Genomic DNA, 24,342 nt, shown 5'->3' on the forward strand with positions numbered 1-24,342 from the left:
AGGGCTGACGAACGCCACCGGTGAAGGCCGATGAGGAGGGGAGATGCCGGGATGACACGGATCTGCGCCTGTCTGCTGGGCGAGTTCCGCCTCACCGTCGACGGCCGGGAGGTGCGCGGACTTCCCGGCCGCCGCGGCCGGGACGTGCTGGCCTACCTGCTCACCCACCGGGAGGCGGCCTGCCCGGCGGACGTCCTGATGGAGGCGATCTGGCCGGGTGCGTGCCCGGCCGCCGCCCACAACCGGCTCCATGTGGCGCTCAGCGGCGCCCGCCGGGCCCTGCGGGAGGTGTCGGCGGCGACGATCGTGGAGCGCGGTCCGGGCGGTTACCGGATCGGCCGGCGGGTGGAGGTCTGGACCGATGTGGAGCGTTTCGAGGCCGCCTGCCGGGCGTCCCGCATGGTGCGGACCGAGGGGGTACGCCCCGGCGAGGAGGCCGTCATGTTGGCCCGCGGTGACTTCCTCGCGGGTGAGCCGTGTGCCCCGTGGGCGCTGGCCCGGCGGGCGGCGGTCCGAACGCAGCTGCTCGAGGTGCAGAGCCGCCTGGTCGCCTGCTATCTGGCCCGCGGTGACTTCGGGCCGGCCGCGACGCTCGCCCACCGGGTGCTCGCCGACGACCCGTGCAACGAGGACGTGCACCGGGCGCTGATGCTCTGCTACGCGCGGACCGGGATGCGGCACCTGGCGTTGCTGCACTACCGGCAGGTGGTCGAGGTGCTGTGGGACGCGCTGCGGGTCCGCCCGTCCGCGGAGACCGAGCGCCTCCACGACGAGTTGCGCCGCCCGTCCCCGGAGACCGAGCGCCTTCACGATGAGCTGCGCCGCCCGTCCCCGGAGACCGAACGCCTCCAGGACCGGCCGCGCCGGCCGGGAACGGTGCCCCAGCCGGCGTAGCCGTGGTCGCAGGTCACACGATCTGCACGGTGGTGCTCTCGATGTTGGAGATGTCGAAGTTCACGCCCGCCTCGACCTTGTACGAGGCCCGCGCCACCAGCACGTCCCCGGCGGCCACGCCACCGGGCGCCGGGAAGGTCACCTTCAGCGTCTCGGTCCGGAAGGTCTGCTCCTGGGCCTTCAACGGCTCGTCGATCTTGCCGCTGCCGACGACGGCCCCGGTGAACAGGTTGACGACCACGACCCGCAGGAGGTGGTGGCTGACCGACTCGTTCAGGTCCTTGCCGATCTCGATGTCGGCGTGCACCTCGTACCCGGCGGCGTCGTCGAGGGTGGTGACGGCGGTGTTCTTGGCCGTCTCGGTGAAGAAGAGCCGTACGATGCGGGCGTCCCCGTCGTTGGTACCCATTGCTGTGCTCCTTGCGTCGCCTGACTTGACGCCGGTAGCTGACCAGCCCGCACTTACCGCGCACTTATCGATCAGGCGTCCCTGATCGCGCCGTCCGCCCGGTCACCAGCGCCGATCCCCCTTACGAGTACCAGGCGGGCGGACCGGAGATCGGCGACGGACGTCCCGGTCTGGATCTCCACCACGCCCGGTTCGAGGTACGGCCGCCCCACCTCGTCCACCGCATGCAACTGCTCGGCGCCGACCGGCAGCTCGACCGTCACCGACTCGCCGGCCGGCACCGGGACCCGCCGGAAGCCGCGCAGTTCCCGGCTCCGCGGCCAGGTCGCGGCGGTGACCCGGCGCAGGTGGAGCTGGACCACCGCGGTCGCGTCCCGCGGGCCGTCGTTGCTGACCGTGACCCGGCAGGTGATCTCCCCGGGCGCCCCGACGTCGATCACCGTGCCGCTCAGGACGGGTGCGGACACCGCGAGACCGGCCGGCCCGCCCGCTCCGAACGGCAGCAGCGGCCCGGGTGGCGCGTCCAGGTAACCGGACCAGTCGTGGTCCCGGTGGTTGTAGTGGACCGGCAGGCTCGCCGCGTCGCGGGGCATCGACACCGGCAGCCGCCCGGTCGCCTCCCGCCGGCCGAGCAGCACGTCGGCGACCACCGTGCCCAGCGCCGGACCGGGGTAGAACACCGTCAGGCAGGCACCCGCCGCGGCCAGTTCGGCGCCGATCACGTGCGGACGGCCCTGCACCAGCACCACCACCAGGGGTGTGCCGGTCGCGGCCACCCGGCGCAGCAGTTCCCGCTGGCCGTCGCCGAGGCGCAGCCCGGCCAGGTCGACGCCCTCCCCGGCGGTCATCTGCGACGCCGGCCCGCCGGCCCGGGCCGCGCCGTTGACGTCGAAGGACACGCCGTCCTCGCGGGCGCTGGACCCGCCGAGGCAGAGCACGACGACGCCGGCGTCGCGGGCCAGGTCCACCGCGGCCGGGATCGCCCCGTCGGCGCCGGTGGCGATGTCCGCGCCGGGGGCGGTGGTGACGGTCAGGCCGGCGTCGCGCAGGGCCGCCGCGACGGTGACACCGCTGCCGGGGCGCTGCGGCGCGGTGTAGTCGCCGAGCGCGTGCGCCACGGTGTCGGCGTGCGGGCCGAGCACGGCCACCGTCGTGTCCCCGCGCAGCGGCAGCAGGCCGGCGTCGTCGTGCAGCAGCGTCACCGACCGGGCGGCGATCTCCACCGACAGCCGGGCCGCCTCGCCGGCCGGGGGAGCGGCGACGTGCACCGGCGGGTCGAACAGGCCGAGGCGGAACTTCAGCGCCAGCACCCGGCCGACGGCCGCGTCCAGGTCCGCGGTCGTCGCCAGGCCGGCCGTGACCGCGGCGCCGACGTGCGGGAACACCTCGTCCCACAGGCTCAGGTCGGTGCCGGAGCGCAGGGCGAGCGCGGCCGCCGCGACCGGGTCTCCGGTCATCCGCAGCAGGCGGTCCAGCGCCGTGCCGTCCGCCATGATCAGCCCGCGGAAGCCCAGGGACTCGCGGATCACCGTCGTCAGCAGCCACCGGTTGGCGGCGGCGGGCAGCCCGTCGACCTCGCTGTACGCGGCCATCATCCCGGCCGCACCGGCCGCGGCGGCGGCCCGGACCGGGGGCAGGTGGATCTCGGCGAGTTCCCGCCGGCCCAGTTCGGTGGCGGCCCAGTTGCGCCCGCCCACGGTCGCGCCCTGCCCGGCCGCGTGTTTGAGCACGACCGCGAGACGGTCCGGCGCGATCGGCGCGCCGGCGCCGCAACCCTGCATCCCGCGTACCGTCGCGGTGGTGAAAGCGGCCGCGAGGTGCGGGTCCTCGCCGAAGGTCTCCTCGGCCCGGCCCCACCGCGGATCCCGCAGCACGTCCAGCGTGGACACCAGCGCGACGTGCGCACCCCGCGCGCGGACCTCGGCCGCCACCTCCCGGCACGCTTGTTCGTAGAGGTCCGGGTCCCAGGTCGAGGCGACCGCCAGGGCGACCGGCAGCACCGTGCCGTCCAGCGCCTGATGCCCGTGCGGCACCTCCTCGACGAACAGGGCCGGGATGCCCAGCCGTGACGTGGCGACGATCGTCCGCTGGATCTCCGCGCACAGCTCGGCGCTGTCAGAAGCGGTCACGCCGGTGTCCCAGGTCTGTCCCGACCAGGCGTCCGCGCGCTGCAGGCCGTAAACCGCGCCGATCCCGCCGAACCGCCGCGCCTCCGCGACCAGTTCCTCGGTGGCCGCGAAGCGGGAGGCAGTGGAGCCGGGCGCGGTGGAGCCGGATGCGGTGCGCCGCCAGGCCCGCCAACCGTAGAGACGCTGGTTGACCTGGCCCACCTTCTCCTCGAGGGTCATCCGGCCGAGCAGGTCGGCGACCCGTGCGGCGACCGGCAGGCCCGCGTCGCGGTAGGTCATGCTTGGAACATCTCGCTGTCGCTGACCGCGCTGTAGACGCCCGGTGTGTTGTGTGCGGCGGGCGGGAACACGGAGGCGTACCCGTGATCGGTCTCGGACAACACCAGAGCGGGCCGGACGCCGCGCGCGGCCGCCTCCATCCAGGCCGTGAAAACGGCCCCACCGGGTGCGAGGGTGGTCCGGCTCACCGGGACGCCCGCGCTGTCCGCGGGGATGCGCACGGCCACGGTACGAGGTGACGCCGGCCGTTCCCGCCACGCGGCGCGGACCTGGCCCGCCACCTCGGCGAACGCCTTGCCCAGTGGCTTGACCGTCCCCTCGGCGTCGAACAGGCCGAGCGAGTGCTCCAGGTCCGGGAAGTCGCCGAGGCCGCGCCGCACGTCGTGCGAGCACCACCAGGTGACTCCCCACAGCGCGTCCGACTCGGCCGCCGCCAGCACCGTCCGGCGGCAGAACTCCGGGGCCTGCGCCTCGGTGAGGCAGTTGAGGGGTGCGCCGACCTCCTGCAGCCACACCGGCCGGTGCGGGTCGGTGGCGAACGCCCGGGACAGCTCGATCAGGTATTCGGCGTGCCGGATGCTCTGCTCCGACATCGCGCCATAGTGCTGCGCGGTCCCGTTGAAGATCCACGAGTGGACGGCGGTCACGTCGCCGAACCGGCTCGCGTGGGTGGGCAGGAACGGGTGCCCGTCCTGGTACCAGACGGCGTCGTACTCGGCGTGCACCCGCAGGCCCCGGCCGTCCGCGGGGGCCGCGGCCAGCAGGGTCTCCAGCCAGGCGGTCACCTCGGCGGGGGTGGCCGGCATCGGGCTCGGGTGCGGCCGGGAGGAGAACTGGTTGACCTCGTTGCCGAGTGTCACGCCCAGATAGCCGGGCAGGTCGGCGACCGCGCCGTGCACCGCCGCGACCAGGTCGGCCTGGGCGGCGACGGCGTCCGGGTCGGTGAACATGTTGGTCCGGTGCCAGCTGGACAGCCACGACGGCAGGAAGTCGAAGCTGGACAGGTGGCCCTGCAGCACGTCGACGCTCGCGTCCAGCCCGGCCTCCCCGGCGATCTCCATGACCCGGCGCACGTCGGCGAGGGCCTGGTCCCGGATCAGGGTCCGGTTCGGCTGCAGCACCGGCCAGAGCGGCAGCACCCGCACGTGGTCCAGGCCGAGCGCGGCAATGCCGTCCAGGTCGCGGCGGACCGCGTCCCAGCGCGGCGACAGCCACTCGTAGAACCAGTCGCCGGACGGGACGTAGTTGACGCCGAAGCGGGGCGTGGCGTTGTGCACGGGGATCATCCTTTGATGCCGCCGGCCTGCAGGCCGCGGAAGAAGTAGCGTTGGAGCAGGGCGAAGACGGCCAGGATCGGGACCAGCGCGATGATGGTGCCGGCCGCGATCAGCCGTGGGTCGGAGACGAACGTGCCGCGCAGCCGGTTCAGGCCCAGGGTGAGGGTGTAGTTCTCCTCGCCGGAGAGCACGATCAGCGGCCACAGGAAGTCGTTCCAGGCGCCGACGAACGAGAAGACCGCCACCACCGTCATCACGCCGCGGACCTGCGGGGCGCAGATGTGCCGGAACCGCTGCCAGACGCCGGCGCCGTCGATCCGGGCCGCCTCCTCCAGTTCGTTCGGGATGGACTGGAAGGCGTTGCGCATCAGCAGCACGTTCAGCGCGCCGACCGCGGTCGGCAGCGCCACCCCGAGAAGGGTGTCGGCGAGCCCGGTCGAGCGGACCAGCAGGAACTGGGCGATGATGATCGCCTCGATCGGCACCAGCAGGGCCACCACGAACAGGCCGGTGACCAGGCCGCGGAACCGGAACCGGAGCCGGGCCAGGGCGTACCCGGCGAGGGTGGCGCCGGCGACGTTGCCGCCGACCACGATCAGCGCCACGAGACCTGAGTTCCACACGTAGCTGAGGACCGGCACCCGGTCCAGCACGCCGGTGTAGTTGTCGAGTGTCGGATCGGACGGGATGATCTGCGGCGGCTGGGCGTACAGGTCGTCGCCGGGGCCCTTGACCGACAGTGACAGCTGCCAGAGAAGCGGTCCGGCCAGCAGCAGGAAGAACCCGGTCAGCACCAGGTAGCGTCCGGCCCTCTGGGCGCGCGTCACTTGTCGCCTCCCCGGTTCTGGAACCACAGCTGGGCGGCCAGCAGACCGCCGAGCAGCACGAACATCACCATGCTGATCGCTCCGGCGTACCCGGTCTGCGCCTGCAGGCCGGTGCCCTCCTGCTGGATGAGCATGGTGACGGTGATGTTCTGGCCGCCGGTGCCACCGGTCCCGCCGGTGAGCACGTACACCTCGCCGAAGACCCGGAACGCCGACACCGAGGAGAACAGGCCGATCAGCGCCGACGTGGCCCGCACCCCGGGCACGGTCACGTGCCGGAACTGCCGGAACGGTCCGGCGCCGTCCATCGCGGCCGCCTCGTACAGCGACCGGTCGATGTTGGCCATCGCCGCCAGGTAGATGACCATGTAGTAGCCGAGGCCGGTCCAGACCGTCACGACCATCGCGCTGATCAGTGTCAGCCAGCGGTCGCTGAGGAAACCGATCGGCTCGTTGATCACGCCGAGCCAGCCGAGCAGCTGGTTGATCAGGCCACGGGTGTCCAGCAGGTTGGTCCAGATCAGGCCGACGATCACCGACGACATGACCACCGGCAGGTAGTACGCGGTCCGGAAGAACCCGAGGATCCGGGTGGTGCCGTTGACCAGGGCGGCCAGGGCCAGTGGCGCCGCGATCATCACCGGGACGACGCAGACCACGTACAGCATCGAGTTGACCATCGCGGTGCGGAACCGCTCGTCGCCGGCGAGCCTGACGAAGTTGTCGACGCCGATGAACTGTCCGGGTTTGAGCAGCGTCGCGTCGGTGACCGACAGGGCGAGCGTGTTGACGAACGGGAACAGGACGAAGACCGCGACGATCAGGAGGGCGGGCGCCAGGAACAGCCACGGCGCCCACCACCGGTCGTGTGTCCGGTCGGCCCCGCCGCGGGCCTGGCCGGCCCGCGACGGGGTGATGGTGGTGGTGGTCGTCATTACTTGGGCAGGTTGTCCTGCGCGTACTTGACCGACTCGTCCAGCGCGGCCTGCACGTCCTTCTTGCCGAGGACCGCGAGGGCGATCTGCTCGCGCATGAAGTCGACGCTCTTGCTGGAGAACGCGGCCGGCCAGTACACGATCGCCTCGGAGACGGCCTTGGCCGACTCGACGCGCAGCTTCGCCTCGGGGGTGCCGTCGTCGGTGGTGAAGTACGCGTCCTCGAGGGCACCCGCCGCGGACGGGAAGATCGCCGCCTTGCTGCTGAACCCGAGCTGGTTCTCCCTGTTCGTGGCGAACTTGGCGAACGCGACGGCCGTGGCGGTGTTCTTCGACTTCGCGTTGACGGCGAGGGACTCGATGTACATGTTCGGCTTGTCGTTGGTGATCTGCGGGGAGATCGCCACCGTCTCGGCGATCTTCGGTGCCGTCGACTTGAGGTCCTTCAACGTGTACGAGCTGCCCGGCAGCCAGCCGACCTGACCGGCCTTGAACGCGTCCACCTCACCGGTCTGCAGCTCGTTCAGCGTCGCCTCGGTGAGCCCGCCCGCCTCGAACAGCTGCTTGTACCTGGTCACCAGCTCGACACCCTTGGCGTCGTTGAAGGTGAACGTCGTGCCCTCGGCGTTCATCAGCGGAACCCCGTACGCGCCGAAGGTCTCGATGGCCGGAAGCCGGCCCACCATGGTCTCGCCGCTCTTGCACTTACTCGCCATGGTCTGGCCGGCGGTGAACAGCGCGTCGAAGGTGGTCGGCAGGGCGGCCTTGTCGACGCCGCACTTGTCCAGCAGCGCGGTGTTGAAGAACGACGGGCCGGTGTTCAGGTACCACGGGTACGCGTAGGTGCCGCCCAGCGACGGGAAGTGGTTCGCGTCCCACGCCTTCGGCAGGTAGTCCTTCGCCGCGTCCGGGTCGGTCTTCGACAGGTCCAGCAGCATCCCGGCACCGGCCAGGGTGAACGCCGCCTCCGGTCCGATGTCGACCACGTCCGGCAGCGATCCGGCGGCCGCGTCCGCGGACAGCTTGTCCTGGTACCCCTCCGGCGGCTGGTCGATCCACGTGACCGTGGTCCCCGGGTTGGCGGTCTGGAACGCCGTCACCAGGCCGGTGAAGTACTCCTCGTAGCCGCCCTTGAGGTTCCAGGTCTGGAAGGTGATCTCACCCTTGATCTCGCCGCTGACGGTGGCCGTGGTGTCGTCGGAGCCGGAACCCCCGACCCCGCACGCGCCGAGGGCGAGCGCTGCGACGACGGGAAGGACGAATCTTGCCGGTTGACGGAACATTCAGCGCTCCTTGATGGGGGAAAAGCGGAGAGTCGTGATCTGGTACGGGCCGAGGATCAGGCCGTCGCCGTTCGCGGGGGACTCGGGGCGCTCCAGCAGATCGGTCTCGGTCACCGTGGCGGGGAAGGAGGCGTGCGGGCGTGCGGTGGCCCGGCCGCCGCGGCTCTCGTGGATCCGGACGATCACGTCGCCGCTGCGGTCGTCGGCCAGCTTGATCCAGTCGATGACGGCGGCGCCGGACTCCAGTCCGAGCTCGATCAGCGGCTCGGTGTCCGCGAGGCCGTCCAGCCGTGGGGCGTTGAGGTCGTCGGCGGCGGCCCGGGTGGCGGTCTCGTCGCCGGCCACCACGGCGAACCGGAAGGTGTGCCGTCCCCGGTCGGTGTCCGGGTCCGGGAACCGCGGGGCGCGCAGCAGCGTGGGCCGGATGTCGGTGCCGCCGGGGATGCGGCGCACGTCGCAGCCGTAGGTGGAGTCGTTGACGACGCCGACACCGAGGCCGGGTTCGCCGACGTGCACGAAGCGGTGCGAGCAGACCTCGTACTGGGCCTCGTCGGCGAGGGTGTTCTCGTGGGTGGGGCGGTCGAGGGCGCCGTACTGGGTCTCGTAGCGGGCCCGCAGCGTGCGCACGCCGACCGGGATCGACAGCTTGAGCAGGTGTTCGGTCTCCTGCCAGTCGACATCGACGGTGATGTCGAGCTGCGCACTGCCCGGAGTCAGCGAGTAGGTAACAACGAACCGCGACTCTTCAGTTTTTGTCGTGGATTTAATGGATATATCTGAAATTTCGACGGACGCTACGGGTAGCGCACGTTCGTTTCGGAACACGTGACGATCCAGGTCCCAGGCGTCCCAGCGCACCGGCTCGTCCCGGAAGAGGCGCAGCACCCCCAGGTCACCCACGTTGAGCTGACGACCGTCCCGCAGGTCCACCAGCGACACCACGTGCCCGTTGTCGCCGATCTCGGCCCGCAGGATCCCGTTGTCGAGGACGTTGCCCACCGGCGCGACCGGAGTGACATCGCGGACGACCTGCCAGCCGCTCACCCGCCCCGGTGCGCCGCCGCCGGGGACGAGCCCGGTCAGGTCGTCGAGGAGGGCGTCATAGGTGGCCCGCGCCTCCCGGTGCACCCAGGAGATCGACGACCCGGGCAGGATGTCGTGGAACTGGTGCAGCAGTACGGTCTGCCACGCCTTCTCCAACTCGTCGTAGGGGTATGCCACCCCATCGCGCACCGCCGCCACGGCCGCCAGGTACTCCACGGTCCGCAGCAGCGCCTCGGCCCGCCGGTTGCCCTGCTTCATCGCGATCTGCGAGGTCAGCGTGCCCCGGTGCAGTTCCAGGTACAGCTCACCGGCCCACACCGGCGCGTGGTCGCCCATCTCCGCCTCGGCGGCCGCGAAGAACTCCTCCGGCGAGCCGAGTTCGACGCGCGCCGTACCCTCGAGGTCGCGGAACCGGTGGGCGCGGGCGGCCATCTCCCGGTTGGGGCCGCCGCCACCGTCGCCGTACCCGTAGAGCAGCAGCGACCGTCCGGAGATCGCCTTGTCCCGGAAGTTGCGGACCGCGTGCTTGAGCTCGGCCGGGGTCACCTCGGCCGCGTAGGTGTCGGCCGGCGGGAAGTGCGTGAAGATCCGGCTGCCGTCGATGCCCTCCCACGCGAACGTGTGGTGCGGGAACGTGGTGGTGTCGTTCCAGGAGATCTTCTGGGTGAGGAACCAGCGGTACCCGGCCCGGCGGGCGATCTGCGGCCACGCCCCGGAATACCCGAAACTGTCCGGCAGCCAGACGACCTCGCTCTCGTGGCCGAACGTCTCCCGGAAGTAGCGCTTGCCCATGCTGATCTGCCGGACCAGGGACTCGCCGCCGGGCATCATCGCGTCGGACTCCACCCACATGCCGCCGACCGGGACGATCCGGCCCTCGGCCACCTTCTGCTTCACCCGTTCGAACAACTCCGGGTGGTCCTCCTGCACCCACGCGAACTGCTGCGCGGACGACATCGCGTACACCAGATCGGGATCGGTCTCCATCAGGGTGAGCACGTTGGTGAGCGTGCGGGCCACCTTGCGGCGGGTCTCGCGCAGCGGCCACAGCCAGGCCGAGTCGATGTGCGCGTGACCGATCGCGGTCATGGTGTGCGCGGAGGCGTGCGCCGGCTGGGCCAGCGCCCCGGCCAGCGCGGCCCGCGCCTGCCCGGTGGTCGGCGCGTCCAGGGCGGACTCGACGGCGGTCAGCACCCGCCAGTAGCGGGGCTCGTCGGTGTCCAGGTGCGGCAGCAGGTCGCCGGTCGCCTCGAGATCCCGCAGCAGGTCGAAGACGTCCGGATCGAACGCGCACAGCTGCGCCGAGACCAGCCGGTAGGGCTCCGGCTCACCGGGTCCGGGCTTCTCCCCCCACGTCGTCTCGACGAAGGGCGGCAGGCCGAGCAGCAGTGGGTTCGCCGCCGCTTCCACGTACACGACGAAGGTCCTGTCCTCAGCGACCAGACCCGGTGCGGCTCCGGGCCCGGTGAGCCGCACCCAGCCGTTGCGGGGATGCAGAGCCTTGACGGGTACGCCGTCCGGCCGGTACGCGAGGCCCTCGGCGTGGCCGCCGACCGAATGGTCGAACCAGCCCAGGTCGAGAACCAGCTCGACCGGCAGGCCGGTGTCCGGGACGCGCCCCTCGATCCGTAGCCAGGTGGTGCCCCAGGCGGGCGCCCAGGTGTCGCCGATCGCGAACGGGGTGTAGTCGGCCTCCAGCGCGCGGGCCACCGGCACCGGTTCGCCGTCGCCGTCGACCCGCCAGGCGGTGACGGTCACGTCGGCGACCGGGGTGTGCAGGCGGGGGCGGATGCGATCCCGGACCACCCGTTGCAGGCGTGCGAGGACGTGGGACGGATTCAGGTGCATGGGGCGCGACCTCCGATCTGGAGAGAACGCTAAAGCGCTTTAGTTCATGAGTCAACGGTGTGACGGAATCGATGCACATCGGCATCAGCGCTGCTGGGTGCTCTCCCGGACGGCGAGGTTCGGCTGCTGCGCGTCGGCGTCCGGCACCGGCTCGTCGTGGATCAGCCGCAGCAGCTTCGCCGCCACCGCCTCACCGAAAACCGCCGGATCACGCTGCACCGCGGTCAGCGACGGCTGCAACGCCGTGCAGATCGCCGAGTCCTCGCAGCTGACCACCGAGATGTCCGCCGGCACCGACAGGCCCGCGCCGCGCAGCGCCCGCACCCCGGCCACCGCGAGCACCTCGTTGTCGAAGACCACCGCGTCCGGCCGCACCGGCGCCTCGATCAGCCACCGGGTCGCGGCCAGGCCCTGCTCGTCGCCGTAATCGGTGCCGATCACCCCGGGCTCGGCCAGACTGCCCGCCGCGGCCTTGCGGAACGCCGCGATCCGCCGGTGCACGTGCAACAGGTCGGCCGGCCCGCTGACATAGGCCAGACGCCGGTGACCGGTCGCCCGCAGATGGTCGACGATCAACCGCATCGCCGCCGCGTCGTCGACCGTCACACACGGGAGCAGCTTCTTCGGATCCGGGCCACCGGCCAGCACGGCCGGAAGACCCAGTTCCTTGAGGTACGCCGGACGCGGGTCCCCCCGGCGCAGATCACTGATGATCACGCCCTCGACGCGGCGCTCCTCGCTCCACCGGCGCAACACGGCCAGCTCCTCGTCGACCGCGGAGGTCATCTGGAAGAGCAGGCCGTACCCGCGGGTGCTGAGCACGGACTGGGCGCCGGTCAGCAGCCGCAGGTAGAAGCTCTCCATGCCGAACTCCCGCACGTCGCGGGTCAGCACGAAACCGACGGTCATCGACGTGATGCCCGACAGCGTGCGCGCCGCGTGGTGCGGCGCCCACTGCAGCTCCTTGGCCAGGTCGAGCACCCGGCGGCGGGTCTCCTCGGAGACGCCGGGCCGGCCGTTGAGGGCGAACGAGGCGGCCGACTCCGAGATCCCCAGACGGGCGGCGAGATCCTTCAGGGTCGGGCGGTGGCGGCGCGGCGGCATGGATCCTCGTTCTTCTCCGGTGTGGCGTTACGGTACACGCGCCTACCTGATCACCGTGGTGGCCTTGTTCCCCGAGTAATCCTCGATCGTCACGGTCAACCGCGAGGTCGTGGACACCGGCGTGACGGTCAGCGCCACCGTCGTGGTCCGGCCCCGGATGATGTACGGCTTGGCGCCCGACGAGTACGTGGTGGCGAACGTCTTGGCCACCCCGTCCTCCTCGACGTACAGCTTGTACCAGTCCTTCGTCGCGGGCGTGTGGAACGTGTACCTGTTCCCGCTGATCGCGACCAGGTCCGCGGGGTAGGGCTCGACGGTGGTGTCCGCGTACTCGCCCCGGAAGTCCACCGGTGTGCCCTTCGCGGCCTCGACCGTCACCTGGTAGTGCCCGCCGTCGGTGGGCCGGCCGGTCAGCACGGCCTCGGTGGCGGTGTCCGGGACCGCGACGCCGTCGACGGTGGTGCCCTTGCCGGCGTTCCGCCACTTCACGGTGAGGGTGCCGTCGGCTGCGGCGGTGGCGGTGACAGCACCCGGACCGCGGGTGAAGTCGTAGTCCAGTCTCTGCGGCTTGCTGACACTGCCGTCGTGGCCGATCGCCCGCAACTCCAGGGTGCCCTTCGCCTCGGCTTTCCCGGCCGTGAAGTGCTTGACGTACAGCACGTCGTCGTAGACACCGCCCAGGTAGCGGCCGTCGTCGTAGACGGCGTACTCCGCGACCTCGTCGTAGGGCGCCAGGTCCCAGCCGAGTTCGAGTTCGTCGCTGGCGGTCAGGGCTCCGCGGATGTGCAGACCGGTCGGCTTGCCGGGGGTGTGCTTGCGACCATCGTTGACGGTGAGGCGGCCGATGTTGACTTGATAGTCATCGACCGTGGCACCGTCAACATCGAGGCCGACCGTGGCGATGGTGCGACCCCGGTGGGCGCCGAGGTCGAGCGTCGCCGTCGTCCAGCCCGCGGTCTGCACGCCGCTGTCCGGGACGGGGATGGTGACCACCGTCGACGGGTCGTCCGTGAACGTCAGGGCGGCACTCACCGTCGAGGTGTCGGTGGGGGAGACCTTGCGGTAGGTCAGGTCGATCGTCGACTTCGTGTCGACTCGCAGCTCGGTACGGTAGAGCTTGAGGTGGTTCCTCCCCGTCAGATCCCCCTGGATCACCAGGGAACTGCCACCCTGGTAGCCGCCGATCTGCTGGTAGTCGAAGCGGTCGGCCTTGACGTAGTCCGGTCCGTAGTCGTAGTCGACGCCGAGCGTGCCGGTGTTGTTCCACTGCCAGGTGACCGGCTTGTCCTGCACGTTGATGTTCGACCACTCGGCCCGGTCCGAGATCACGCCCTTCTCCCGCCACTCCAGTCCGTGGCCGGTGTTGAAGGTCGTGTCGAAGACGGTGCCGCCGATGGTCGAGCGCTCGGTGATGTAACTGTCGATGCCCTTCCAACCGGCCGCGTCGTCGGTGGCGCTGCCGGTCGTGCTGCCGGTCCACCAGCGGCGCTCCCGGTCGTACGCCCTCCACTGCTCGGCGTCGTCCTCCTTGTTCGCCATGTCCGCGTGCACGAAGTCCGCGCCCAGCGTGGCGATCGCGTTCATCGGCACACCGTTCGCGTCCAGGTTGTCCCGCAGGTCGTACGGCTGCTCGAACTGGTACATGCCGGCCTCGACCCCGGCGAACGACACCTTCCGCGGATCCAGGCCGATCGACTTCGCGTGCGCCGCCGACGACGTCAGGCGCGACCTGTTCCACCAGTAGTTGAGGAACATCGAGTCGCTGACGTCACCGAGCTGCGGATCCCTGACGAACGGGCTGTTCAAGCTGTTGAACGCGTTCTGGTACGTCCGTGCGCCGGTGGTGTCGTGCACCGAGTCGTAGAACTGCACGTACAGTCCCGCGTCCTTGATGACCTTCAGGAACTGCTTGTAGCGGGGGATGTCCGCGACCGCGACCGACGGTTCCTCCTGGTTGATGAAGTAGCCGTCGAAGCCGTACCACCGGGCCAGCTCGATCAGCTTGCGCGCCACCGGGTAGTCCCCGCTCGCGTCCTGCTTCAGCAACTCGGTGTACGTCTGGGTGCCCCGGTCGTTCTCCGAGAAGAAGATCGTCCCGAGCGACTTGACGCCGTTACGGTGCGCCGCATTGGTGTATCCGGCGTTCGGCAGATTCAACATGCCGAACTCGAACCACTTCTCCCGCCAGTCGGCGGTCGGGTCGTACATCTCCTCCGGCACACCCTCGACCGGCATCCCGTGCCACGATGCGTAGTAGTCGGTGTACTGCCAGAAGTTGAACAGGTACGCACTGAACTCGTTGTTGTACTGGTAGCTCTCGAAGAACGCGTTCCCGTAGTCTCCGGCGAGCGTCAGGTTCTCCACCGCCGGATCCAGGGCGGGGTGTTGCTGGGTCGCGCTCTGCGGCGAGACACGCTTCTCCAGGGGTACGCGGGAGCGCAGCAACTCGCCGAACAGATCCGACTCCGGTGTCCATCGCAGCAGGTCCGCGGTGGAGTATCCGTGCTGGTAAGGCTGGTTGGCACCCTTCGCCGCGTCCCCCGTCCAGGGCAGGGTGTCGCTGGCGCGGGCGGGCAGGGGCGCTGCGGTGAGCAGCAGGGCGGTGGCGGCCGCAGCCACCGCCGTCGTTCGTCTACGGGACACGATGACCTCCGGCGACGGAAACTAATGCGCTTTAGCGTAGGGACGAGCCTCGATCCCGACAACCCTTGCTCAACCAGCCATAATGCGCTTTAGTGGTAGTCGCTCCGTCGCCGGCCGGGCCGTCGCGATCGGCCCGGCCGGCCATGGCTCCTCCCTGCCGGCCGTGGCTCCTTTCTGCTGGTCATGGTCCCTCCCCCGCTGGTCATGTTTTTTGGCTGGTCAGGCCCTCCCCGCCGTCACTTCTTCGCCCCGAAGTCGCCTTCTGGCGTCCCGTCGGCGCCGCCCCGTTGCCGGTTGTGCCGCTGTAGTCCGGGGCGCCGCCGCCCTGTTGCCGGTGTTCTGCTGTAGTCCGGGGCGCCGCCGCGTAGTGGTCCACTCCGACTCGTCATTTGTTCCGGCTGTCCACTTCCACCCGGAGTCAAGTCCTCGGGCCGTAGCCCACGGCTGTCCGCAAGGTGGGAGGGCGCCGTGGACAATGGCCGGTCGACGTCAGGTGGTGTCAGCCGTGGCCCACGGTTGTGTCCTTCGCCGAGCAGCGCCGTGGACGACGGCCAGCTGTGGCCGGCCGTCGTTGGCGGCCGTTCCCGCCTTCAGGGTTGAGCCGTGGGTGACGGCTGGGTGTTCTCGGCCGTCGTTCATGGTTGGGTTTGGTTGCGGGTTGGGCCGTGGGTGACGGCTGGGTGTTCTCGGCCGTCGTCCATGGTTGGGTTTGGCCGCGGATTGAGCCGCGGGTGACGGCTGGTGGTGATCGGCCGTGCTTGACGGCTGTTTCTGGGTGCTGATTGAACCGTGGGCGACGGCTGGTGGGGTTCGGCCGTCGTCCACGGTTGGTCCATCCTTCGAGATGAGCCGTGGACGACGGCTGGCGGCTGGCGGCGGGCTGCTGGCGGCGGGCGGAACAGGGCTGCCTGGCCCGGATCGCGGCGGAGGCCGCCGACACCAAGCAGAGGCAAGGGGTCGGCGGCCGAGAGCTGCCTTCCGAGATCAGCTCTCCCCGGCCCGCCCTCCGAGATCAGCCTTCCCGGTCAGCCCTCCGAGATCAGCGTCCGAGCCCGCCGGTGCAGATCGCCGTCCGGGGCCGCCGGTCCAGATTGCCGTCCGAGATCGCCGTCCGAGCCTGCCGGTGCAGATCGCCGTCCGAGGTTGCCAGTCCAGGGTCAGCGGTCAGCGGTCCGAGTCAGCGACTGCGGCCAGCGATCATGATCTTGGCGCGGGGGCGGGGTCCGGAATGGCGGGCGCGGTAGGCGGCTGGTCGAGGGCAGGGGCGGGTGGGGCTGCGAGTTACCAGGTCATGTCTATCTGGCGTTCGAAGACTCGGAAGCCGGCCCGGGCGAAGGCCGCCGCCATCGGGGTGTTGCCGACGTCGGTGGCGGCTCGGACCCGGGGCATGTTCTCGGCGGCCAGCAGGGCGGTGCCGGTTGCCAGGAGGTCGGCGACATAACCCTTGCCGCGGTGTGCGGGGACCACCCCGATGTAGGCGATGAGCGGGTTGTAGCCGTTGTGCGCCGGGATCACGAAGCCGACCGGTTCGCCGGACGGCAGGACGCCGATCCGCCACCAGTCGTGGGGGGTGGCGTAGCGTTCCAGCTCCGAGTGGTACTGGCCGGTCGCCGACTCGTGGGCGGACATCCGGCGCAACTCGTCGCGGCTGTGGGTGTCGAGGGTGCCGTCCAGGACCTGGGTCATCAGGCCGATCAGTTCGTCGGCGTCGCGGGGCGGCCGGAACGTCAACCGGTCCGAGGCGACCGGGACCGGAGATTGGGGAAGCCACTCCAGGCGCAGGCGTTCGACGAAGACTTTCGCGCCCGCCTGTTCGAGGATCTCCATCGGGCGGCGGTGGCGCTCATGGTTGCGCCAGTCGGGTGGGAGATAGCGGGTGTGCTGCGGCGGCGTGGTCTCCGCGGGTACGACCTCAGCCGTCGCGACCCGCAGCAACTCGAGTGCATCGGCAGCCTGATCAAACCGGCCGGCGTCGGCACCCGAGCCGGATCGCGTGGGGTCGGAGGCCGGACCGGATCGGGTTGCGGCGGCGGCGGAGCCGTGGTGCGCGGTGTCGGGGTGCGGGGAGCCGGAGTGCGCGGTGCCGGAGTGCGCGGTGCCGGAGTGCGCGGTGCCGGAGTGCGCGGTGCCGCCCGGAGCAGCGGGTGCGGAATCGGCGACGTCGAAGATGTCCAGGAGCGCCGGCGCCGGGTCGTGGGCGCGGGACCACCAGCCCGCCCGAGCGACCACCCGGCCGTCGCGCAGAGCAACCCACAGCCAGTGCGGATGGCGCCGGCCCGCGGTCAGGTCGTCGGCCACCTCGGTGTTGAGGAGGTAGGGGAGGGAGTTGAACAGATCGAGTTCGTCAGGCCCGGTGATCGGGCGAAGGACGAGAGTCACAGCGTTCTCCTACGAGAGGACGTACGGGAAACATGGGTTGTCCTCCTCCTCTCTTCTGTGCCGACTTCCGGTCTTCGGGCCGACTTCCGGTCTTCGGGCCGACTTCGGCTGTGAACACGGCCGAACAGAGCCGCACGATTTCTACCGGCCCACCGGCCGCGCCGCAAGCGGTTTACCGGACCCGCTCGGCGACCGCCGTGATCGTCGCCAGAACCAGGTCACGGTCCAGCGGCTCGCGTTCGAACGCCCGGTGGATCGGCCAGCCCTCGATCAGTGCGTCGATCGCCCGGCACGCCCGGTCCGGGAAGTGCAGCGACAGGCTGGTGCGGCTGCGGACCATCCACTGGCGGCAGGCGTCGGCGACCGGTTCGCTGTGGTTGGCGTACGAGTACATCTCGTGGATCAGCGTCAGTTCGCGGGTCGTCGCGTACTCGTCGCCGCAGATCAGGTCGGTCACCGCGACGCAGGCCGCCTGCTGGTCCGGTGCGCCGGACAGCGCCGCCGCGTAGTGCTCGGACATCGTCGCGGCGAGGGCGAGGAAGGCCTGTTCGAGGATGTCGTCGAGGCTGCCGAAATGGTAGGTGAGGGAGCCCAGCGGCACCCCTGCCGTTTCGGCGATGCGCCGGTGTGTGGTCCGGTGTACGCCGTGTTCGGCGATCACGGCCTGGGCGGCGTCGAGGATGCGCTGTTTGCGTAACGGGTCGTTGGCCACCCGTCTCGGCCCGCCCATGTGATCCTCCTCGCCGGTTGCGGCCCATTGTAGGGGCCACCTCCAAGTGTGTACGTTTGTACGCACCAAGAGAGGAAGCTTCATGGACCGAGCCACCGCACGCCGGCGCGCCGCGCTGTTCGCGCTCTTCTTCGTCCCCGGCGTCGCCATCGCGTCCTGGGTGACCCGGACCCCGGCGATCCGGGACCTGCTCGGCGCGTCGACCGCCGAGATGGGGCTGGTGCTGTTCGGCCTCTCCGCGGGCTCGATGGTCGGCATCCTCAGCTCCGGTGCGTTCGTCACCCGGTTCGGCACCCGCCCGGTCGTGGTCGCGGGTTCGCTCGCCACCCTGATCAGCGTCCCGCTCATCGGACTGGGCGCCGCGGTCTCGCAGAGCCCGCTGGTCGCGGCCGGCCTGTTCTTCTTCGGGCTGGGCATGGGCGGCGGCGAGGTGGCGATGAACATCGAGGGCGCCGACGTCGAGCGGATCGTCGAACGCCCGGTGCTGCCCACCCTGCACGGCTTCTTCAGCCTCGGCACGGTCGTCGGCGCGGTGGCCGGCATGCTGCTGACCGCGGCCGCGTTCCCGGTCACCTGGCACCTGCTGCTGGTCGGTGCCATCGGCCTGCCGGTGGTGATCGTGGCCCTGAGGCAGCTGCCCGCCGGGGTCGGCCGCGAGACCCGGGACCGCGGTGTCGCCGAGAAGGGCCGGGGTGCACCGGTCTGGCGCGACACCCGGCTGCTGGCGATCGGTGTGGTCGTGCTCGGCATGGCCCTGGCCGAGGGCTCGGCCAACGACTGGCTGCCGCTGATCATGGTGGACGGGCACGGGTTCGACCCGGCCTGGGGTTCGGCCGTCTACGCGGTGTTCGCGGCGGCGATGACGATCGGGCGTTTCGGCGGGAACTGGTTCCTGGACCGGTTCGGCCGGGCCGCCGTCCTCGGGGCGAGCGCGGTGATCGGCGGCGTCGGCCTGGCCCTGGTGATCGCGGTGGACAGCCAGGTGGTCGCGGCGGTCGCGGTACTGCTCTGGGGTCTCGGCGCGGCGCTCGGCTTCCCGGTCGCGCTGTCCGCGGCCGGGGACTCCGGTGACGATCCGACGGCCCGGGTGTCGCTGGTCGCGACCGTCGGTTACCTGGCCTTCCTGGTCGGCCCGCCGTCGCTGGGTTTCCTCGGCGAGCACTACGGGCTGCGTGGCGCGATGGTGGTGGTGCTGGTGTTCCTGGGGATCGCGGCGGCCCTCTCGCCGGCCCTGCGTGGCATCCGCGACTCCACCAAGCAGCCGGCCGAGGCGGCCAGGCTCTGAGTGGTGCCCGGCATGCCGGGCGGTCGTTCCCGCGTGGACGACCGCCCAGGGTGTCATGATAATAAAGAGGGATCGCTCTCTCTTCCGCGGCAATGGCCGGCCGTCTCCCGGCGGGTTCGTCAGCCCTCGACGATCGCCATCAGGGCTGCGGTGAAGGGCGCGGGGTCGAGATCACCGCGTACCGCCAGCTGCTGGACGTAGCTTGCGGAGAGGGCGACGAACGCCTCGGCGATCTGGCCGGCCCGGGGGCGCTGGGCGTCCGGTACCAACTCGGCGATCGCTGCCCGTGACGCTGCGAGCTGTCGCTGCACCACGGCCGCCAGTGCGGGTGATACCGCGGCTTCCGCGTAGATCTGCGCCACCAGCTGGGCGTGCTGGTTCTCCAGTGCCCGGGCGCGAACGTGATCGAGGAACCCGGACACGGCCTCGGCGGTGAGCGCCTTGGGCAGCGCCTCGGTGCCCTGTTCGCAGACGGCGACGACGATCTGGTCCTTGCTGGTGAAGTACCGGTAGATGGCCCCGTTGGAGAGCCCGGACTCGAGGATGATGTCGGCCATCGACGTGCGGGCGAAGCCGTGGCTGGCGAACCGGGCTCGCGCGGCGTCCACGATCTGCTGCCGTCGAGCATCGCGATGGGCCTGAGTGACCTTCGGCATAAAGAGCGAGTACTCCTTTTATTTTGGATACGCTCCCCAGCGTACCGCCCGATGAGGATGTAGGAGCCGACATGCATTACCGAACGTTCGGCCGACTGACCGGTCTGCGCGTTTCCGAGTACGCCCTGGGCACCGCGAACTTCGGCGTCTCGGACGTCAGCACCGGCGCCGCGGGAGCGCGGGAGATCTTCGAGGCGTTCGCCGCGGCGGGCGGCACCACGATCGACACGTCTGACATCTACCAGGGTGGTCAGGCCGAATCGATACTCGGGGAGCTGCTCGACGGCCGCCGCGACGAGTTCGTCGTGATCACCAAGTACGGGGCGACGCGGGACCGCGCGGCACGCCCGACCGTCTCCGGCAACAGTCGAAAGATCATGATGCGCTCGATCGAGGCGAGCCTCCGACGGCTGAGGACCGACCACGTCGACCTCTTCATGGCGCACCTGCCGGACGGGACGACTCCGGTCGACGAGATCCTCGCGGGCCTGGACGACCTCGTGCGCTCCGGCAAGATCCGCTATGGCGGCCTGTCGAACTTCCCCGCATGGCGGGTGTCGGCGGCGGCGGTTCGCGCCGGGCTGCAGGGGTCGGCTCCGCCGGTCGGGATCGAGACCGAGTACAGCCTGGCAGAGCGCTCGGCCGAGCGGGAACTCCTTCCGATGGCCGAGGCGTACGGAGTCGGCGCGCTGCTGTACTCGCCGCTGGCCGGCGGACTCCTCACCGGTAAGTACCGGCGGGGCGGAACAGGCCGGCTGAGTGCGCGGGGCGACGCGGGCGAGACGACGGGCCGGCGTACCCGGATCGTCGACGAACTGCTCGCGATCACGACGGAGATCGGCACCAGCCCGGCTCGTGTCGCCCTCGCCTGGTTGCGGGGCCGCGCCGCCTCGTCGGCCACCGCGTTGATCCCGATCGTCGGGCCTCGCACGACGGCGCAGCTGGACGAGTACCTGGGGTCGCTCGATCTCGCACTCGACGCGGATCAGCTCCGCCGGCTCGACGAGGTGAGCGCCCCCGGCCTCGGCACGCCGCACACGGATGTCGTGAACGCCATCGCGGGGGGCTACGACGGCGATCGCGGGCTGCTCGAGCCCGCGGCCGTCCCGGTGATCTGAGATGGCCGGGTGCCGCCCGGTCAGGAGACCCGGCGGTATCCGGTGAAGTCGATCGTCCGTCGCAGGGTGAAGCCGATCGCCTCGTACAGGCGGATCGCCGTGGTGTTGGATGCGCCGGTGTGCAGGAACGGGGTCTCGCCGCGTTCCCGGATGCCGGCGGCCACCGCCCGGATCAAGCGGGTGGCCAGCCCTTTGCCGCGATGGCCCGGATCGGTGCAGACCGCGCTGATCTCGGTCCAGCCCGGCGGGTGCATCCGCTCGCCGGCCATCGCGATCAGGGCACCCGACTCGTCCCGCAGGCCCAGGTAGGTGCCCAGTTCCACGGTCCGGTTCTCGAACGGCCCGGGCTTGGTCCGCGCCACCAGATCGAGCATCTCCGGCACGTCGGCGGCGCCGAGCCGGACCGCCGACGGGTCCGGTCCGGCGGCCAGTGCCACGTCCACGAGCTGCACCCCGGGGATGCTGAACTCCACCTCCCAGCCGGGCCGGGCCACCGCCCCGGCCGCGGGGATGAACGTCGAGCCGCCGACCGGGATCAGCCCCTTGAGGGACTCCCACGACTCGGGGGAGGAGGCGTCGGACAGTGCGTGGATCGGCGACACGTCCGGCTGGTAGCGGGCGGCGCCGCCGTGCACCTCGGCGAACCGGGCGTGCGCCCCGGCCAGCGAGTGCCAGCCGGGGTTGTCCAGCAGCGCGTCACCGGAGAGGACAGCCGCAGGGCGGGTCATTTCGCCTCGAGAGGCAGCCCCGGCGGGTTCACCTCGGCCTTGTCGACTGCTTCGTTCGTCAGGTTCCATCGCTGAAGGATCTTGGCATAGTCACCGGATTCGATCAGCTTGTCGAGAGCGGCGGCGTAGGCCTCGATCAGTCCGTTGTCCTTCTTCGTGGTCAGCGCGATCTTGCCCTGGAGGTCGGCGCCGGCGCCGGAGTAGGTGCCGACGATCTCGCTGGTGCCGGTGGTCGCCACCTGGTAGGCGGCGGCCGGGCTCGGGCCCAGGTACAGGTCGATCTGTCCGGAGCCGAGCGCCAGGAACGTCGCCTGGTTGGTCTGGTAGTACTTGATCTCGACCTCGGGCAGGCCGGCCCTCTTCACCTCCTCGGCCCATTCGACCAGGATCTTCTCCTGGTTGGTGCCGGAGCCGACCGCGACCTTCTTGCCGGCGATGTCGGCCGGCTCGGTGATCGTCACCCCGGCGCCCTTCTTGGCCAGCCAGGCCAGGTTGTCCAGGCGGTAGGTGACGAAGTCGTACTTGAGTTTGCGCTCCTCGGTGACCGTGATGTTGGAGGCGCCCAGGTCGAACCTGCCACTGTCCAGGCCGATGAACAGGTTCTCCCAGGAGGTGTTCTCCAGGACCGGTTCCAGGCCGAGGATCCCGGCGATCGCCACCGCGACGTCCGGTTCGTTGCCGATCAGCGTCTTGTTGTCGGTGGCGGCGAAGGCCAGCGGCGGGAATCCGGCTCCGGCCGCGCCCACCCCGATCACCAGCTTCCCGGCCGTGGCCTTCTCCGGTGGCAGCAGGGCAGCGACGGTGTCGTCCTTCGCCGGGATGATCCGGTTCTGGTCCGGGCTGTCGTTGATGGAGACGGCGGCGACCGCGGAGGGATCGCCGGCCGCGGCCGCGCCGCGATTCTCCTCCTCGGGCGCGGCGCAGGCGGTCAGGCTCAAGGCCACTACCAAGGGCAATACCCATTTTGTACGCATGACGGCTCCCGTTTCGCGTCGATAGGATGCTCCCCTCCCCGTGGAGGGTGCGGGGTTCAGATCAGGCCTCCCCGCGGAGGGTGCGGGGTTCGGATCAGGGGTTCAGACCAGGACCTTGGAGAGGAACGCCCGGGTCCGCTCGTGGCGGGGCCGGTCGAGCACCTCGGCCGGCGGGCCCTGTTCGACGACGCGTCCCTCGTCCAGGAAGACGACCGTGTCGGCGGCCTCCCGCGCGAACCCGATCTCGTGCGTGACCACGATCATCGTGGTGCCGTCACGGGCCAGGTCGCGCAGCACGTCGAGCACCTCGCCGACCAGCTCCGGATCCAGGGCGGACGTCGGCTCGTCGAAGAGGATCAGTTTCGGGTCCAGCGCCAGGGCACGGGCGATCGCCACCCGTTGCTGCTGCCCGCCGGAGAGCTGTCGCGGGTACGCGTCACCACGGTCCCCGAGCCCGACGCGCTCCAACAGTTCGTGCGCTCGTGCGTACACCCGTGATGGTGGTCGTCCCAGGGCCGAGATGGGTGCTTCCGCGACGTTCTGCAGCGCCGTGAGGTGCGGGAAGAGGTTGAAGTTCTGGAACACGAACCCGATCCCGGCGCGCTGGCGCAGGATCTGCCGTTCGCTCAGTTCGTGCAGCCGGTCCCCGGTCCGGCGGTATCCGATCAGCTCACCGTCGACGCGGACCAGGCCGCGGTCCACCTTCTCCAGGTGGTTGACGCAGCGCAGCAGGGTCGACTTGCCGGAGCCGGACGGCCCGAGGATCACGGTGACCGTGCCGGCCCGCGCGGTCAGGTCGATGCCGCGCAGCACCGCGGTGCTGCCGAACGACTTGTGTACACCGGAGATCTCCACCATCGGGGTCGTCATCGCAGGGCCCTCCGCAGTCGCTGGAACGGTGTCGGCGGCAGGGCGCGGACCGCGCCGCGGGCGAAGTGGCGTTCGGTGTAGTACTGCAGGACCGACAGGGCGGCGGTGAGGATGACGTACCAGACGGTGGCGACCATCAGCAGCGGCACCACGCGACCGGTCCGTCCGTAGACCACCTGCACCTGGTAGAACAGTTCACCGATCGCCAGCACGTACACGATGGATGTGCTCTTCAGGAGGTTGACCAGCAGGTTCGCGGCGTTGGGCAGGATCGCCCGCATCGCCTGGGGCAGCACGATCCGCCAGAACTGGCGGGTGCGGGGGATGCCGAGCGCGGCCGCGGCCTCGTGCTGTCCGTGGTCGACCGAGAGCAGGCCGGCCCGGATGATCTCGCCGGCGTAGGCCGCCTCGTGCAGGGCCAGGCCGATCAGCGCGGCGCCGAACGAGCTGATCAGTCCGGTCGTCGGGAAGGAGATCCCGGGTCCGAACGGGATGCCGAACTGCAGGCTCTCGTAGAGGTAGCCGAGGTTGGCCCAGAACAGCAGTTGCACCAGCAGGGGCACGCTGCGGAACACCCAGATGTAGGTCCAGGAGACCGCGGCGAGCACCGGGTTGCGCGACAGTCGCATCGCGGCGAGCGGGATGCCGCCGAGGAAGCCGAGTACCGCGCCGGCGGCGGTCAGTCCGATGGTGAGCAGCAGGGCCTCGACGATCGACTTCTCCAGGAAGTACCCGGCGAACGCCGGCCAGTCCCAGCCCGGGTTGGTGACCAGTCCGTGAACGAACTGGGCGAGGACGATCAGGACGAGGCCGGTGGCGACCCACCGCCACGGGTGGCGGGCGGGGACCACGACGAGGGCATCGTCGCCGGTGGCGGCGTTCCCCGGCCGGTGTGTTGACAGCAGGCTCACGGACCGAACGCTAGGCAGC

General features: G+C 70.6%; 19 protein-coding genes. 3 read left to right on the top strand and 16 right to left on the bottom strand.

All coding sequences use genetic code 11. From position 1 onward, the window contains the following. The first annotated feature begins 51 nt into the window (after positions 1–51). Positions 52–894 (top strand): AfsR/SARP family transcriptional regulator, encoded by an 843-nt coding sequence (locus QSK32_RS04355; RefSeq protein WP_052721123.1) that lies wholly within the window; start codon positions 52–54, stop codon positions 892–894. Positions 895–907: 13 nt separating this feature from the next. Here QSK32_RS04355 and QSK32_RS04360 read toward each other — a convergent pair whose 3' ends face one another. The 11 genes from QSK32_RS04360 to QSK32_RS04410 form a co-directional block, all read right to left on the bottom strand. Then, positions 908–1,303 carry a hypothetical protein gene (locus QSK32_RS04360; protein WP_045747163.1) on the bottom strand — a complete coding sequence of 132 codons (396 nt, stop codon included), beginning with the start codon at positions 1,301–1,303 and terminating at the stop codon, positions 908–910. A 71-nt stretch (positions 1,304–1,374) separates the two neighbouring features. Then, positions 1,375–3,711 carry a glycoside hydrolase family 3 N-terminal domain-containing protein gene (locus tag QSK32_RS04365; protein ID WP_285471249.1) on the bottom strand — a complete coding sequence of 779 codons (2,337 nt, stop codon included), beginning with the start codon at positions 3,709–3,711 and terminating at the stop codon, positions 1,375–1,377. Next, on the bottom strand, positions 3,708–4,988 hold the full coding sequence (locus QSK32_RS04370) for a glycoside hydrolase 5 family protein (protein ID WP_285471250.1): 1,281 nt from the start codon (positions 4,986–4,988) through the stop codon (positions 3,708–3,710). The genes QSK32_RS04365 and QSK32_RS04370 overlap by 4 nt, the downstream gene beginning before the upstream one ends. A gap of 5 nt (positions 4,989–4,993) precedes the next feature. Next, positions 4,994–5,815: a carbohydrate ABC transporter permease gene (locus tag QSK32_RS04375; protein ID WP_211275585.1), complete on the bottom strand. Its 822-nt coding sequence runs from the start codon at positions 5,813–5,815 to the stop codon at positions 4,994–4,996. Then, the gene (locus QSK32_RS04380; RefSeq protein ID WP_045747167.1) at positions 5,812–6,750 is read right to left on the bottom strand and encodes a carbohydrate ABC transporter permease; all 939 of its coding nucleotides are present in this window, start codon (positions 6,748–6,750) and stop codon (positions 5,812–5,814) included. The genes QSK32_RS04375 and QSK32_RS04380 overlap by 4 nt, the downstream gene beginning before the upstream one ends. Beyond that, positions 6,750–8,033: an ABC transporter substrate-binding protein gene (locus QSK32_RS04385; protein ID WP_045747168.1), complete on the bottom strand. Its 1,284-nt coding sequence runs from the start codon at positions 8,031–8,033 to the stop codon at positions 6,750–6,752. The genes QSK32_RS04380 and QSK32_RS04385 overlap by 1 nt, the downstream gene beginning before the upstream one ends. Next, positions 8,034–10,925 carry an alpha-mannosidase gene (locus QSK32_RS04390; RefSeq protein ID WP_285471251.1) on the bottom strand — a complete coding sequence of 964 codons (2,892 nt, stop codon included), beginning with the start codon at positions 10,923–10,925 and terminating at the stop codon, positions 8,034–8,036. 84 nt (positions 10,926–11,009) lie between these two features. Then, entirely contained in the window at positions 11,010–12,029 is a 1,020-nt protein-coding gene (locus QSK32_RS04395; RefSeq protein ID WP_285471252.1) for a LacI family DNA-binding transcriptional regulator, read from the bottom strand. 42 nt (positions 12,030–12,071) lie between these two features. Next, positions 12,072–14,672 carry an endo-beta-N-acetylglucosaminidase gene (locus QSK32_RS04400; protein ID WP_285471253.1) on the bottom strand — a complete coding sequence of 867 codons (2,601 nt, stop codon included), beginning with the start codon at positions 14,670–14,672 and terminating at the stop codon, positions 12,072–12,074. A gap of 1,281 nt (positions 14,673–15,953) precedes the next feature. Further along, positions 15,954–17,051, bottom strand: a complete 1,098-nt coding sequence (locus QSK32_RS04405) for a GNAT family N-acetyltransferase (RefSeq protein ID WP_285471254.1) — start codon at positions 17,049–17,051, stop codon at positions 15,954–15,956. Between the two features lie 172 nt (positions 17,052–17,223). After that, a complete protein-coding gene (locus tag QSK32_RS04410; RefSeq protein WP_045747788.1) occupies positions 17,224–17,781 on the bottom strand; it encodes a TetR/AcrR family transcriptional regulator in 558 nt (185 codons plus the stop codon). Between the two features lie 82 nt (positions 17,782–17,863). Here QSK32_RS04410 and QSK32_RS04415 point away from each other — a divergent pair, with 82 nt between their 5' ends. Next, positions 17,864–19,066 carry an MFS transporter gene (locus QSK32_RS04415; RefSeq protein WP_285471255.1) on the top strand — a complete coding sequence of 401 codons (1,203 nt, stop codon included), beginning with the start codon at positions 17,864–17,866 and terminating at the stop codon, positions 19,064–19,066. Positions 19,067–19,185: 119 nt separating this feature from the next. Here the strand turns inward: QSK32_RS04415 and QSK32_RS04420 are convergent, their stop codons facing one another. Further along, positions 19,186–19,722, bottom strand: a complete 537-nt coding sequence (locus tag QSK32_RS04420) for a TetR/AcrR family transcriptional regulator (protein ID WP_045747790.1) — start codon at positions 19,720–19,722, stop codon at positions 19,186–19,188. Positions 19,723–19,793: 71 nt separating this feature from the next. Here QSK32_RS04420 and QSK32_RS04425 point away from each other — a divergent pair, with 71 nt between their 5' ends. After that, positions 19,794–20,840 (top strand): aldo/keto reductase, encoded by a 1,047-nt coding sequence (locus QSK32_RS04425; RefSeq protein ID WP_045747791.1) that lies wholly within the window; start codon positions 19,794–19,796, stop codon positions 20,838–20,840. Positions 20,841–20,860: 20 nt separating this feature from the next. Here the strand turns inward: QSK32_RS04425 and QSK32_RS04430 are convergent, their stop codons facing one another. The 4 genes from QSK32_RS04430 to QSK32_RS04445 all read right to left on the bottom strand — a co-directional run bounded on the left by QSK32_RS04430 (position 20,861) and on the right by QSK32_RS04445 (position 24,323). Further along, the gene (locus tag QSK32_RS04430) at positions 20,861–21,568 is read right to left on the bottom strand and encodes a GNAT family N-acetyltransferase (RefSeq protein ID WP_285471256.1); all 708 of its coding nucleotides are present in this window, start codon (positions 21,566–21,568) and stop codon (positions 20,861–20,863) included. Further along, complete coding sequence (locus tag QSK32_RS04435) at positions 21,565–22,524, bottom strand: ABC transporter substrate-binding protein (RefSeq protein WP_285471257.1); 960 nt, start codon at positions 22,522–22,524, stop codon at positions 21,565–21,567. The genes QSK32_RS04430 and QSK32_RS04435 overlap by 4 nt, the downstream gene beginning before the upstream one ends. 120 nt (positions 22,525–22,644) lie before the next feature. Next, on the bottom strand, positions 22,645–23,412 hold the full coding sequence (locus QSK32_RS04440; protein ID WP_083449688.1) for an amino acid ABC transporter ATP-binding protein: 768 nt from the start codon (positions 23,410–23,412) through the stop codon (positions 22,645–22,647). Next, positions 23,409–24,323, bottom strand: a complete 915-nt coding sequence (locus tag QSK32_RS04445) for an amino acid ABC transporter permease (protein WP_045747794.1) — start codon at positions 24,321–24,323, stop codon at positions 23,409–23,411. The genes QSK32_RS04440 and QSK32_RS04445 overlap by 4 nt, the downstream gene beginning before the upstream one ends. Positions 24,324–24,342: the final 19 nt, after the last annotated feature.

This window comes from Actinoplanes sp. NBRC 101535, from assembly GCF_030269225.1.
GTDB classification, from domain to species: domain Bacteria; phylum Actinomycetota; class Actinomycetes; order Mycobacteriales; family Micromonosporaceae; genus Actinoplanes; species Actinoplanes rectilineatus.